At 34.9% G+C, this 12,678-nt stretch carries 13 protein-coding genes, 1 pseudogene and 1 CRISPR repeat array (1 of these 15 only partly in view); of the genes and pseudogenes, 7 read left to right on the top strand and 7 right to left on the bottom strand.

The window, feature by feature from the left end:
• Positions 1-68: direct repeats of the CRISPR family, unit length 29 nt; unit sequence CTTTTATCTGAACGTAGTGGGATATAAAT (it extends 1,868 nt beyond the left edge of the window).
• Between the two features lie 146 nt (positions 69-214).
• Positions 215-1,216: a biotin-dependent carboxyltransferase family protein gene (locus AB3U99_RS07800; RefSeq protein WP_400246724.1), complete on the bottom strand. Its 1,002-nt coding sequence runs from the start codon at positions 1,214-1,216 to the stop codon at positions 215-217.
• The gene (pxpB, locus tag AB3U99_RS07795) at positions 1,213-1,929 is read right to left on the bottom strand and encodes a 5-oxoprolinase subunit PxpB (RefSeq protein ID WP_400247991.1); all 717 of its coding nucleotides are present in this window, start codon (positions 1,927-1,929) and stop codon (positions 1,213-1,215) included. Before pxpB ends, AB3U99_RS07800 begins: the two co-directional genes overlap by 4 nt.
• Before the next feature lie 266 nt (positions 1,930-2,195).
• Here pxpB and AB3U99_RS07790 point away from each other — a divergent pair, with 266 nt between their 5' ends.
• Positions 2,196-2,681, top strand: a complete 486-nt coding sequence (locus AB3U99_RS07790) for a GNAT family N-acetyltransferase (RefSeq protein ID WP_400246723.1) — start codon at positions 2,196-2,198, stop codon at positions 2,679-2,681.
• 66 nt (positions 2,682-2,747) lie between these two features.
• Here AB3U99_RS07790 and AB3U99_RS07785 read toward each other — a convergent pair.
• From AB3U99_RS07785 to AB3U99_RS07765, 5 genes and pseudogenes are all read right to left on the bottom strand, one after another.
• A pseudogene (locus AB3U99_RS07785) lies at positions 2,748-3,020 on the bottom strand (Gfo/Idh/MocA family protein); the annotation flags it as partial.
• Positions 3,021-3,684: 664 nt separating this feature from the next.
• Positions 3,685-4,770, bottom strand: a complete 1,086-nt coding sequence (locus tag AB3U99_RS07780; RefSeq protein WP_400246722.1) for a Gfo/Idh/MocA family protein — start codon at positions 4,768-4,770, stop codon at positions 3,685-3,687.
• Between the two features lie 157 nt (positions 4,771-4,927).
• Positions 4,928-5,581, bottom strand: a complete 654-nt coding sequence (locus tag AB3U99_RS07775) for a ThuA domain-containing protein (RefSeq protein WP_400246721.1) — start codon at positions 5,579-5,581, stop codon at positions 4,928-4,930.
• A 68-nt stretch (positions 5,582-5,649) separates the two neighbouring features.
• Positions 5,650-6,102, bottom strand: a complete 453-nt coding sequence (locus tag AB3U99_RS07770) for a VOC family protein (protein ID WP_400246720.1) — start codon at positions 6,100-6,102, stop codon at positions 5,650-5,652.
• 636 nt (positions 6,103-6,738) lie between these two features.
• A complete protein-coding gene (locus AB3U99_RS07765) occupies positions 6,739-7,635 on the bottom strand; it encodes a fructose bisphosphate aldolase (RefSeq protein ID WP_400246719.1) in 897 nt (298 codons plus the stop codon).
• Between the two features lie 279 nt (positions 7,636-7,914).
• Between AB3U99_RS07765 and AB3U99_RS07760 the strand changes: the two genes are divergently transcribed.
• The 6 genes from AB3U99_RS07760 (at position 7,915) to AB3U99_RS07735 (ending at position 12,557) form a co-directional block, all read left to right on the top strand.
• Positions 7,915-8,601, top strand: a complete 687-nt coding sequence (locus AB3U99_RS07760) for a GntR family transcriptional regulator (protein ID WP_400246718.1) — start codon at positions 7,915-7,917, stop codon at positions 8,599-8,601.
• A gap of 3 nt (positions 8,602-8,604) precedes the next feature.
• A complete protein-coding gene (locus tag AB3U99_RS07755; RefSeq protein WP_400246717.1) occupies positions 8,605-8,772 on the top strand; it encodes a PLP-dependent transferase in 168 nt (55 codons plus the stop codon).
• Positions 8,773-8,974: 202 nt separating this feature from the next.
• Complete coding sequence (locus AB3U99_RS07750) at positions 8,975-9,991, top strand: methionine ABC transporter ATP-binding protein (protein ID WP_400246716.1); 1,017 nt, start codon at positions 8,975-8,977, stop codon at positions 9,989-9,991.
• Between the two features lie 53 nt (positions 9,992-10,044).
• Positions 10,045-10,644, top strand: coding sequence for a methionine ABC transporter permease (locus tag AB3U99_RS07745; RefSeq protein WP_400247989.1), 600 nt, complete (start codon positions 10,045-10,047; stop codon positions 10,642-10,644).
• A gap of 60 nt (positions 10,645-10,704) precedes the next feature.
• A complete protein-coding gene (locus AB3U99_RS07740; RefSeq protein WP_400246715.1) occupies positions 10,705-11,739 on the top strand; it encodes a uroporphyrinogen decarboxylase family protein in 1,035 nt (344 codons plus the stop codon).
• Positions 11,736-12,557 (top strand): MetQ/NlpA family ABC transporter substrate-binding protein, encoded by an 822-nt coding sequence (locus AB3U99_RS07735; protein ID WP_400246714.1) that lies wholly within the window; start codon positions 11,736-11,738, stop codon positions 12,555-12,557. The genes AB3U99_RS07740 and AB3U99_RS07735 overlap by 4 nt, the downstream gene beginning before the upstream one ends.
• Positions 12,558-12,678: the final 121 nt, after the last annotated feature.

The raw sequence follows: 12,678 nt of genomic DNA, 5'->3' as shown, positions 1-12,678 counted from the left end.
AAATATGAAGTCTACAACACATGAACTATGGCAATTTCACTTTTATCTGAACGTAGTGGGATATAAATCACCTTGAAAAATTTGCGGAAAGATTGTATTTAAACATAATGAAAAAGTCAAAAAATTGATTGGAATTTAATCATAGATTTCCAATCAATTTTAGTATCTCTTTCACGTTTTGCCATTTCTTATATCGTCTACATGCATATAATTTTTAATTCATTTTCATTTTCAAAAACTTTTCTAGTTCCCCAATCCATTGTTCCCTCTCAATAAACAAAGCTTCTGCTTCCTTTAAAGTAATTTCTTGAAAACAAATTCCCCCACCAGGCTTCATTTGTGCTACTAAAGATAGATCCACTGAAATTACATGAGCAATTTTCGGGTATCCTCCTGTTGTCTGTCGATCCGCAAGTAGGATGATTGGATGTCCATCAGGAGGAAGTTGGATGGTTCCAACTGTTACGGCTTCTGAAAGCAACTCAACCTGTTCGTCTAACTTTAGTTCCGGTCCACTTAATCGATATCCCATCCGATCAGACTGTGGAGAAACAGTAAATTTTTCAGTATAGAAATTCAACTTACTGTTAGTAGAGCACATAGAAAAATGACTCCCCGTCAAAACACGGACTGTGTATTCATTAAATGTAATAAATTTTTGAAAATCTACATACCAGCTCGTTGTAATAAAGGGTTGAGAAGTATATTTATTTTTTAGTTTATTAAATAAATTACTAGAATACGATGTCATAGAATTAGTCTCTATTCTATCTCCAGCCTTCAACGCCCTTCCTTCGTATCCGCCTAGCCCTGCACGTAAATAGGTACTTTTGCTATGCAGCAGCTTAGGAATGGCAAAACCACCAGCAATAGTAAGATAGGCACGACATCCAGACTTTATTTTTCCAAACCTCAAAACGCTTCCCTTTTTCACTAAAACTGGCCGCCATAAAGGAACTTGCTTCCCCTCTATTTCTGGAGACAAATCTCCGCCTGTAATAGCAATAAGTGTATCTTTTTCAAATACGAGTGTCGGACCTAACAAAGTAATTTCTAAGCCAGCTTCTCCCTCTTGATTCCCAACAATTAAATTACCAATTCTAAGAGAATAAGTATCCATTGCTCCACTAACAATCACCCCATACTTTTGGTATCCATATCTCCCCAGGTCTTGGATACTTGAAAGCATACCAGATCTGACTACAGTGATTGTCATTCGTTCTCCTCCTTTTGATAAACAAACTCCTGCTCTGAAATGGGGACAAATTTCACGATATCTCCAGCCTGAAGCAAACTAGGGGGATTTTTATTCGGTAAAAATAACTGTAACGGTGTTTGCCCAATAAGTTGCCAGCCCCCAGGTGTTGCAATTGGATACACACCTGTTTGCACCCCTGCAATTCCTACAGATCCTGGTAGAATCAATTGCCTTGGAGTAGAACGCCTTGGTGTCGCAATTTTTTCTGACATCCCTCCTAAGAATGGAAATCCTGGAGCAAAACCAATCATATAGACACAATATTCTCCTCTAGAATGAATATCTACAACTTGTTCTACCGAAAGCTGGTTATGCTTTGCAACTTCCTCTATATCTGGACCATATTCTCCTCCATAACATACTGGAATTTCAATGATTCGATTGTTTGTCATCTCCACTTCCTTAAGTTGATCGATAACCTCTTCAATCACAGATTTCACGATTTGAAAGGGTGACAAATTATTATTCATTTGTTTATAAGATTCATAGACTACAAACGGATGATAATATACTGCCACATTTGTATAAGCAGGTACACATTCAATCATACCTGGAAAAGGATGCTGTGCTAGATATTTAGCCAGCATCTGCACTTTTTGATGGATGTCTGAATCAATCCTATACCCAAATCGAACCACTATTGCAGAATCTCCAAATGGTTCTAAACATATATTATGGTTATGCTTTGATGCATGAATCAGTTAACTCACCGCTTTCTTCTCCTATACTATATTTTAATTCGTTCCCCTTTTCATATATATAATCTTAACATGCACCATTATGAAAATTCTATATTTTCAGATTAATCAACACATCTTAGAATAGAAATTATTTTATTTTTCTAAAATTTAATTGATTGCTATTGAAAAAAATGCTCTTAAAAAACTAAAATAGAATAAAATAAATCCTTTAAAATACAGTATAAGGAGAAATAAAAATGCCCATCCGAAATGTCCAACAAACTGATTTACCTTCATTATTAGAAATAGAAAATATCGCCTTCACCCCCGCCGAAGCAGCAACAAAAGAAGCTTTTATAAACAGAATTCGCACCATTTCTGATACGTTTATTATTAATGAGGAAAACGGAGTAGTTGCTGGGTATGTTAATGGACCTGTCATCTCAGCACCATTTATAACTGATGACTTATTCGAAACAACTGTCTCAAATCCTCCAAAAGGTGGCCATCAAAGCATTTTAGGAATTGCAGTCCATCCCAATTACCAACAAAAAGGCATCGCTAGTGTATTGCTTCAAGAATTAGAAAAAATAGCAGCAAAAAACGAGCGATTAAGCATCACCTTAACTTGCCGTAAAGAATTGATTCCTTTTTATGAGAAGAATGGCTATCAAAATCAAGGTATTGCCGACTCTCATCATGCTGGCGTTCAATGGTTTAATATGAACAAGCTGTTAAAATAAATAAAAGGTATAGCATTTATAAACAAGCGTCTTCTCACTTTATAAATGTTGTACCATTTTTTATTATTTTCCTGCTTCTATAGCTGCAATCACACTCTCCTCATGTTCCGGAACCCAGCTCGTCACCAACACTGCATCGACATCTCCCTCTGCAATTAGGATTTTATCATCAGGATAAATACCTGCATCTAATCCAAACTGTTCTATCGCAGATTTTGCGGATGCTTCCTCTATATCTGTGACTGCAACTATCTTTCCACCTGAGAGATTGTTAGTAATTCTTCTAATATGCTCCTTTCCAATTGCACCTGTACCAATTACCCCAATTCTTAATGTCATAGCAATTCACTCCTTTATTTATAAGCCTCTAATAGTAGTTCATTACTTTTCACATGAATATAGCAATCTATTTTAGTCATCTTTACCCAAGAGACATATTTCTACAAATATCAGACATAGAGGGACGGTTCAATGCCACTGAAAAACTACTACTTAATGATATATTGATTGTCGCCTGCTGTTAAAGTTAGAGTTTGCATTCGTTTTCCGAGGCGACATCGTGTACAGTTATGGAAAGAAAAAAAGGCTAAAAAAAGAAAGAGTCTCTCTTGTAATCGAGTACTCCTTCGTTTTGATATACTATTAATGAAACGCCATAATGAAGCCAGTTCTATAAAATAGTTAGGCCAAATTTGGAAGGGCATCTAACTTAATTACATTTCATTTATCGTCAACAACCCACAACTGAAGTCACGAGGGTTCTCGGCTAAAGCCTAAAATAATCAAAATCAGCGTATCCGCCTATTTCCTTTGTCGCAAATTTAAATAATGCATATCGATATCCCATAATTTTAATTGGAAATGATTACTCATATTTCAATTCCTCACTTCACTTTTTGTCAGCAGTATTTTATTTTTAAAAAAACTCACAATTTTTTTAAGAAACATAAACGCCTATGAATGTAAGAGTTTATGTTTCTTTAAAATAGATAACTTCTAAACACTATTTATTAAAGAATACTGGTTCACCTGTTTTAGCAGATTGATAAATTGCTTCTAAAATTTCTGTTACGACCAAAGATTCTTCTGGCTTTACAACTGGCTCTGTATCATTTAGTATCGCGTCAATCCATAGTCTTATTTCTAAATCTGCTGCACTCTCTCCTGTACCACTGAAAAAAGCAACACCGTCCGATTCTAAGGCTATTTTTTCCGTATATAACTTTCCATACTTTTCACCGTTTATTCGTAAACCATCTTTCATATCAGCTCCACCCTCTGTCCCACAAAGGGTACATTTCGCCTCATCCTCATCCAAGGTGTTAAGTGCCCAGCTTGATTCGAGAACAATGGTAGAACCATCCTCCATTTTAATAAAACCAAATGCAGAATCCTCTACTTTAAACTCAGCTGGATTCCATGATTCCCAAGCATTCGCAGCATTTGCTTTCTTGCCTAGCTTCTGAAATGTTGATCCCATCACTACATGCGGCTTATAATTGTTCATCATCCATAAAGTTAAATCTAACGCATGTGTTCCAATATCAATGAGGGGACCTCCACCTTGTTTTTCTGCATCTAAGAAAACACCCCAAGTTGGTACTGCGCGCCGACGAATTGCATGTGCTTTCGCATAATATATTTCTCCGAGCTCTCCATTAGAGCATCGTTTATGTAAATACTGACTGTCTGGACGGAAACGATTTTGGTAGCCAATGGTTAGTTTCTTGCCTGTTCTTGTGGCTGCCTCTACCATTTTGCGACCTTCCTCTGAACTTATCGCCATCGGCTTTTCACACATTACGTGCTTCCCGGCTTCTAATGCAGCAACCGTAATTTCAGCGTGATAATTATTCGGAGTACATACATGGACGACATCTATGGATGAATCTTTTAGTAATTCATAGTAATCCTCGTATACTTTTGCATCTTTCCCTCCATATTCATCAGCCACTTCTTCCGCTCTTTCCCTAATAATATCGCAAAAAGCTATCACTTCTACCTTCTCTAATTTAGCTAAACTTGGAAGATGCTTTCCTCTTGCAATCCCCCCACAACCGATAATACCTACTTTCAATTTTTTTGACATTACGTATCCTCCTTACATTCTATAATTTAGGCAAATTCAAAAATTTCGTTTAATGGGCCCATATAAAAAAATAGTATTCTAGCCTTTTTACTTACTTTCATTCTTTTTTCCAAAAGCTTAAAGGTGTTCCAATAAGCTTCTTATCCACCATTACCTATTACATAGTTGTCCACATCACACATTTTTTCAGTATTTCTTTAAATGCTGGATCCAATAATCCTTCCTTATTATGGGTCGGTGTTAGGCAGCACACTTTCCCATTTCCATACGAATGATACCAACCAGCAATGGACTTTCCATCTATTGAGTTAGACTGAAGAAAAATAGTAGTGTTTTCTTTATCACAATGAACGAAATAATGTTCATCTATTAAATCTAAAGTTACATCAGCAGAAAGTATGTCATTATCTGTTGTACTGGTATAGCGGACCACTTGATGCTTATCTGGGTGATATTTAAAATAGCCTCTAACCATCTGAGTATACTTACTATCTATTCCATATGAAGATAATCCAGAATGCCATGCCAGCCAGCCTCCACCTGTTTCTACATATTGTGTGATGGCACTCGCTATTTCTTCTGTCATCCATGTATTCACTTTATCATCTGTTGGATTCACTCTGTTTTCTGAAAAAAGTATGACTGCATCAGGTTTTCTTGCAAGCTTCTCCAATAAGTCTACACGCTGACAAATCTCAAATTGCATTTCACCGTTTGAAAGATATGGAGATAATGACTCTTCTAAAGATTGTAGTGCTAATTCCTTACGGTGATAATAATCACCAACTATAGCTAAAATGGATGTACTCATAATGCTTCCCTATCCTCTCCATGGTTTTCAATTACATACTATTGTCCGTATAAATACAAAAAGCGCTATCAATCATTTTCTAATAATTCTAGGATAATTTTTAAATCATTAAATGTATCCATATATGCATATCTTCCACCGGTATATTCGCCTTTTTGAAGAAGAGGCATTTGATTTCTTTCCATCATAGCAACCTTTCCCTTCATCCCATTAATAACGAAAGCGATATGATGGGGACCTTCCCCATGTTCATTCAAATATTCGCGCCATGTACTTGGATTATGATCCGGTTCAATTAATTCAAGCTGAAGGGAACCCATATCAAAAAAGGCAAGTTTTACGCGTGCTTGTGTTGGTTGTTTACGATATTCTGTTTGTGCAATATCAGCCGTATCAGTCATTGACCAATCAGGTTTATCTATTCCAAAAAAGTCTGCATAAGCCTGGCTTGTTTTTTCAATATCGTGAACTAAAATACCTATTTGTGTAATAACGTTATTTCCTAGAATATTTTTATCCATGATTCATTCTCCTTTTTATATAAACTATTCGGTTCTTAGCCTTTTTATTTCACCTTTCATCTATTGCTCTTTTATGCCTTTCCCCTCACACCTTCCTGTCAGCTTGAAAAATAGATAACATCATAATTTATGAGAACAATTAAGAGAATAGAATGTAAAAAACATTTACTAGAACACTCTATTTTCATTAATTAAAAACGTTTTTGAAAAACCTATTAATCTCGCTATTTCTACCCTATTAAATACTTGTTTACAAACGAAATATAACGCTTACATTTTTATTTGTCAATTTAGTTTTCTTAATATTTTATATATTTTAAGAGAATGAATTTACACTTTATATATTTAAAGACTGTGAGTAGTGTGTGATTACATATTTCTGACAAGTCTATCGCTTCATGTACGTCGTTTTCATATATAAAATAAGCTATTTTCCTTTGTATACATTTTGCCTAATAGAATAGATGATGCTTATTGCTACTTCATTTTCCGCCATAGCATAGCTATTTTAATTATCATTTACTAAGTACAAATAGGCAGAGGCACCAGATTATCATTATCTGGTGCCTTCAAGTTTAATACAAATTAGATTCTCCTTATATCCTGCTCATTAAAAATCACTAAAACCAAAAACCACTAATTCCCTATCTTCTCAGTAGAAGCCTCAAAAATAGTCGTAACGGCTTCTTTTAAAGCGGCATTGAATTCCTCTTCTGATTGGTTGACGTTCAGCTCTTCGCTTAGCGCTCGAGAAAAGCTTGCGATGATGTTGTCGTTTTCTTTTAATTTTTGATTGGCTTCTTCTCTGCTGTATCCACCTGAAAGGGCTACTATTCGAACGACTCTTGGATGGGCAGTTAAGTCTTTATAAGTATTGGCAACTGTTGGAATCGATAGCTTTAGCATGACATTTTCATCTTCTTTTAGGCTATTTAGATGTGTTAATAATGCCTCCTTCAATATCGCTTCCGATTGTTCTTTATCTGGACTAGTAATATCCACTTCTGGTTCAATAATTGGCACTAGTCCTGCTGCAATTATTTGTTTTCCTATTTCAAATTGTTGATCCACTACTGCTTTGATACTTTCGGCATTTGCTTCCTTAATAACAGAGCGCATTTTCGTTCCAAAGATATGGCGCTCCTTTGCATGTTGGAGGATTTTATCTAAATCAGTGATTGGCTTCATCAATTGAACTCCATTTGAAGGTTCAGCTAGCCCTTTATCTATTTTTAAAAAGGGGACAATCCCCTTTTTCTCTGCTAAATAATCCGCTGTGTACATTCCTTCTATCTTACTATCCATCGTTTGCTCGAACAAAATGGCACCAAGAATATACTGTGAATCAAAAGCTGGAGATGTAATAATTCTTGTCCGCATTTGGTGCACCCTATCAAACATTTCTGCTTCATTTGTATAGGCACTTTCAGGTACTCCGTAATTCAACAATGCTTTTGGTGTACTGCCTCCACTTTGGTCTAATGCCGCAATAAACCCTTTTTTGTTTTTCATGCTTTCAAATTGTGTGTTCATATTTTTGAACTCCTTTTATTGATGGATTGTTTATTGAAATTATACACAAAAGTGGGAGCGTTAAAACATTATTCTTCATTTTAATAAAAGTCTTTTTTTACTTACCAATAAAATTCTATTAATCATTTTTAAAATGCAATAAAAAATGTTTGAAGTAATTGACTAGAACACGCATAAGTTATAAAATACCATTAAAATATTCAAAAAATTCTAAATAAAAACTTTGTATACAATTATACATTTGTAAAATCAATTAATTTATGCAAATGGAGGAATTTTATGGTCAATCGTACAAATCGGAAACTAACAAAAGATCATGCTTACCTTGAACTTAAACACCAAGTGATAAATGGAGAATTAAAGCCCGATGAAATTATACGAGAAGAACAACTTGCATCCAATCTTGAAATAAGTCGTACTCCTTTACGCGAAGCAATACAACGACTAGAAATGGAGGATTTTCTAATACGCCAAACAAATGGTAGATTAAAAGTTGCTTCTGCAAATAGAAAAGAAATGGAAGAAATATTTTTAATAAGAAGTATGCTTGAAGGAACTATCGCAAGACATGCTGCAATGAGAGCAACTGATAGAGATATCCGTATATTAAATAGCATTCAACACAAAATTAAATTTTCCTTTCAAGAAGGAGCAAACCAAGATTTCGTCTCTTATGGCTTTGAGTTTCATGATTACTTGGGTGAAATTAGTCAACTAAAGACATTTGAAAAAACATTAGAAAAACTTAGAGACCATTCTCTTAGATACTGTCGACTTATTTCTCGGTTCGGGAATTGGAGCGCTCAAGCGGACAAAGAACATGCTTTTATTTTACAAAAAATAATGGAAAAAGATCCCGATGGTGCAGAACAAGCAATGAAAGATCATATATTTAGTAGTTTATCCACAGCTGTAGATAAACTAGACAGGCTGTCGAGTAATGATACAAAAACAATGGGGATTTGAAACATGGCACTCACCAACAAGTCCTTAATTCCCGATAAGGATGCACGCCATTGCGAAAATGCTTTACAAATTGCCAACGATTTAAAAGGTCATCCATCCATACAAAAGGTTTATTATCCAGGATTAAATACCCATTCGCAGCATTTATTCGCAAATAGATATTATTCTTGATATCAGTCAAGCTATATTTACAACTACTTTACAATCTTCAGAGATATATTCTGGAAACAAATAGTTCTTTAGACCTATTTCCAAACATAATAATTAGCGTTATCTTAATTGTCAATGGGAATAGTCGGAATTTATCGTTCTGAATTTTTCCACCCTTCTGTTTTTTTGCAAAAAAATAATATTTTATAGAAAGGAATTGCCCATGATTGAATTAAAGGACATTCATAAATCTTATACACGTAAGAGTATAACAGTAGAAGCCTTAAAAGGAATCAATTTAAAAGTAGATAAAGGCGATATTTTTGGTGTAATAGGATACAGTGGTGCAGGAAAAAGCACCTTAATTCGCCTTGTCAATTATTTAGAAATACCGACGAAAGGAGAGGTAATTGTAAATGGTCAATCCCTAGCCACCTTCAATAAAAGGGACCTTAGAGAAACAAAAAAACAAATTGGAATGATCTTTCAACATTTTAATTTGTTAGGATCAAAAAAAATCTTCGACAATGTAGCAATTCCTTTAGTGCTTCAAAAGAAAAGCAAACATGAGATTAAAAAAAGGGTAACAGAATTACTAGATTTTGTTGGATTAAGTGATAAATCAGACAGCTATCCAAACGAATTATCAGGAGGACAAAAGCAGCGCGTAGGGATTGCTAGAGCTTTAGCTTCAAATCCATCCATTTTACTTTGTGATGAAGCAACTTCTGCACTCGACCCAGAAACAACACAATCTATTTTACAATTGTTAAAAAAAATCAATGCTGAATATAACATAACGATCATGATTATTACACACGAAATGGCTGTTATCCAGGAAATATGTAACAAAGTCGCAGTAATGGAGAATGGAATAATCATCGAGTCTGGAACCGTACTTGAAGTTTTTGGGAAACCGCAGCATCCAACAACCAAAAATTTTGTACAAACCGTAATTCATGCTAAAGTTCCAAATAGTCTTCAAAATACTGTGGACTTCAGTCATCAAACTTTCAAACTAGAATTTATTGGCAAAACAGCTTCAGAACCAATCATCTATGAACTAATCCATCATCATCAACTCAAATTAAATATTCTCTTTGCAAATATGACTGAAATTCAAGGTACCGCGATCGGTAATATGATTATTCAACTGAATGGAAAATCATCGAATATTCAAAACGCCCTAACCTATCTTCAAGATAAAAATGTTTTCTTCGAGGAGGTACATGAGTATTGACTACTAATATTACATTATATCAATTTTTCCAAGCAATAATTGATACACTTTATATGGTTGGATTCTCTCTATTCATTGGATCATTAATTGGGATCCCATTAGGAATTTTATTGGTTGTTACAAGAAGCGGAGGAGTATTGGAAAATAAAATAGTCTATTCGATATTAAATCCAATCATGAATATTTTCCGTTCCCTTCCCTTTATCATTTTATTAGTAGCTATTATTCCTTTTACTAGATTAATTGTACAGACATCTATCGGGACTGCGGCTGCAATAGTTCCGCTAATCATTTATATCGCTCCTTACATTGGTAGATTAGTGGAAAACTCTCTGTTAGAAGTTAATCCAGGAATTATAGAAGCCGCTCAATCAATGGGAGCTACTCCTATACAAATTATCTGGTATTTTTTACTACCAGAAGCAGTTGGCTCTTTAATTCTTTCTATCACTACTGCAACAATTGGTTTAATTGGTGCAACAGCCATGGCTGGAACTGTTGGTGGAGGTGGTGTTGGTGATTTAGCGATTGTTTATGGCTATCAGAGATTTGATACTGTAGTAATGGTAATAACAGTCATAGTTCTTATTATTATGGTTCAAGGAATTCAGTCGCTTGGGAACTTCTTGGCACGAAAAGCAAGACGTAACTAAAGTATCTTACATGAATACAGACTACCATTCATTTTTAAAAATATTGTGAGGCGATAAAATATGAAAACTTGGACAAAACAGGATCGATTTAACGCCCTCCTTTCCGGAGAAAAAGCGGATCGTCCGATTATAAGCGGATGGAGACACTTTATAGACAAAGAGCAAAATGCCTTTGATCTAACAAGTTCAACGGTGAACTTTACAAAAAAGTACGACTGGGACTGGGTTAAAATTAACCCTAGAGCTACTTATCTTTCAGAAATTTGGGGAAATGAATACGACTTCACAGACTACCATTCCGTTTTTCCAAGACAATTAACAACAGTAATAGCTAAAACTTCCGATATATGGAAATTAGAAGTGAGAAAAGTGTTCAAATCTTCTTCTTTACTTGAACAACTAGAAGCTTGTAGAAATATTAGGGCTGAATTGCCTGAGACACCCTTAACTCAAACTATTTTTTCTCCGCTATCTGTATTGCTTTTTATTGCAGGTAGGTCTGCTTATATATATGAAACGGTATTTGGTATCAATGCACCTGTTACATTCGAAAGTTTATTTGTAGATAATCGTTCTGGTGTGCATCATGCTTTGCATGTTATCGCTCTAACTATCGCTGAGTATGTTCAAGAGTTAGATAGAGTAGGAATAAACGGACTTTTTTATGCCGTAACAGGAACAGCTAATCCTACCCTTTTTGACGACTCTGCCTTTAATGAATTTTCAAGACCTTATGATTTAATCGTTTTAGAAGCAGCTCAAAATGGAAAAAGAATTTTACATACCTGTGGACCAAATGCTCAGCCTGAAAAATTCAATGATTACCCTATAGAAGGTATAAGTTGGGATACAAAAGCCACTGGGAATCCAGGTTTATTAGCAGACGTAAAAGCAACCGTAGTTGGTGGTGTAGATCATCATTTATTTGCAGATAATCATGTTAAATCCATCACAAAAGAGACAAAATATGCCCTTAAGCTTATGGAAAACAAGCCTTTTGTTGTTGCCCCAAACTGTGCCATTCCACTTAGTGTTAAGGAAGAATCATTGCATGCATTCAGAAAGGCTATTTTAGAAAAGGAGATTTCAAAATGAAAAAAACATTAATTACAATTTTAATAGGATTACTTCTTATTGTAGGAGCTTGTGGAAATGACAAATCAACTGCTGGAGAAGACAAAAAAGAAATAATAGTTGGTTTTGGTGTCGGAACTTATGAAGAGCAATTCCGTAATGGGATTCTTCCAATATTAGAGGACAAAGGATATGATGTCACGATTAAAACATTTAGTCAGAACATGCAAGTAAACCCAGCAATGAAAGAAGGCTCTATTGATGCAAGTGTTTTTCAAAGTACTGCATATATGAAAGGCATCAACGAAGAACTTAATACAAACATGATTGGGATCACCTTTGTCCCAAGCGCTCCTCAAGGATTGTATTCTACTAACCATACTTCATTAGATGATGTTAAAGATGGAACAACAGTTGCTGTTCCAAATGACCCAGTAAACCAAGAGCGTGCTGTACGAATTCTTGAAGAATTAGGATGGGTGAAAGTTGATGACGACGCGGGCACAACTGATTTTAATTTAAATAGTGTTAAACCGGATAAATATAATATGGATATTAAAGTCTTGGATCCAGCTCAAATATTAGTTTCTTTACAAGATGTTGACTATGGTGTAGTAAATGGAAATTATATTGCAAGCGCTAGTAAAAAAATTACGGATGCCTTAAAAATAGAAAATACTCCTGAAGAACATCGTATTATTGTATCCATTAATGAAGCGGATAAAGATACCGAGTGGGCAAAAGATTTAAAAGCCGCCTACGAGTCAGATGAGTTTAAGTCTTATATTGAGTCACAAGGTAAATACGATGGTTTCATCCTACTAGATGCTTGGAATTAGAAAATTTAGTAGTTTTTAAATTCTATGCTGTGTACATAGAACTTAAGGCACACAGCATAGGTTCTACCTAATAATTTAATTCAAGCAATGTACAATCATTAATAATCTTTTCAATAAAAAA

This window comes from Niallia tiangongensis, assembly GCF_044704065.1.
Classification (GTDB): domain Bacteria; phylum Bacillota; class Bacilli; order Bacillales; family Cytobacillaceae; genus Niallia; species Niallia tiangongensis.
This window is presented reverse-complemented; position numbering and strand designations above follow the sequence as displayed.

What these genes read in the sequence shown, in the direction of transcription:
- AB3U99_RS07765 (WP_400246719.1), bottom strand. Translation starts at nt 7,635, where the DNA reads ATGAACACACAATTTGAAAGCATGAAAAACAAAAAAGGGTTTATTGCG.
- AB3U99_RS07790 (WP_400246723.1), top strand. Translation starts at nt 2,196, where the DNA reads ATGCCCATCCGAAATGTCCAACAAACTGATTTACCTTCATTATTAGAA.
- AB3U99_RS07735 (WP_400246714.1), top strand. Translation starts at nt 11,736, where the DNA reads ATGAAAAAAACATTAATTACAATTTTAATAGGATTACTTCTTATTGTA.
- AB3U99_RS07745 (WP_400247989.1), top strand. Translation starts at nt 10,045, where the DNA reads ATGGTTGGATTCTCTCTATTCATTGGATCATTAATTGGGATCCCATTA.
- AB3U99_RS07775 (WP_400246721.1), bottom strand. Translation starts at nt 5,581, where the DNA reads ATGAGTACATCCATTTTAGCTATAGTTGGTGATTATTATCACCGTAAG.
- AB3U99_RS07755 (WP_400246717.1), top strand. Translation starts at nt 8,605, where the DNA reads ATGGCACTCACCAACAAGTCCTTAATTCCCGATAAGGATGCACGCCAT.
- AB3U99_RS07760 (WP_400246718.1), top strand. Translation starts at nt 7,915, where the DNA reads ATGGTCAATCGTACAAATCGGAAACTAACAAAAGATCATGCTTACCTT.
- AB3U99_RS07780 (WP_400246722.1), bottom strand. Translation starts at nt 4,770, where the DNA reads ATGTCAAAAAAATTGAAAGTAGGTATTATCGGTTGTGGGGGGATTGCA.
- AB3U99_RS07750 (WP_400246716.1), top strand. Translation starts at nt 8,975, where the DNA reads ATGATTGAATTAAAGGACATTCATAAATCTTATACACGTAAGAGTATA.
- AB3U99_RS07800 (WP_400246724.1), bottom strand. Translation starts at nt 1,216, where the DNA reads ATGACAATCACTGTAGTCAGATCTGGTATGCTTTCAAGTATCCAAGAC.
- AB3U99_RS07740 (WP_400246715.1), top strand. Translation starts at nt 10,705, where the DNA reads ATGAAAACTTGGACAAAACAGGATCGATTTAACGCCCTCCTTTCCGGA.
- AB3U99_RS07770 (WP_400246720.1), bottom strand. Translation starts at nt 6,102, where the DNA reads ATGGATAAAAATATTCTAGGAAATAACGTTATTACACAAATAGGTATT.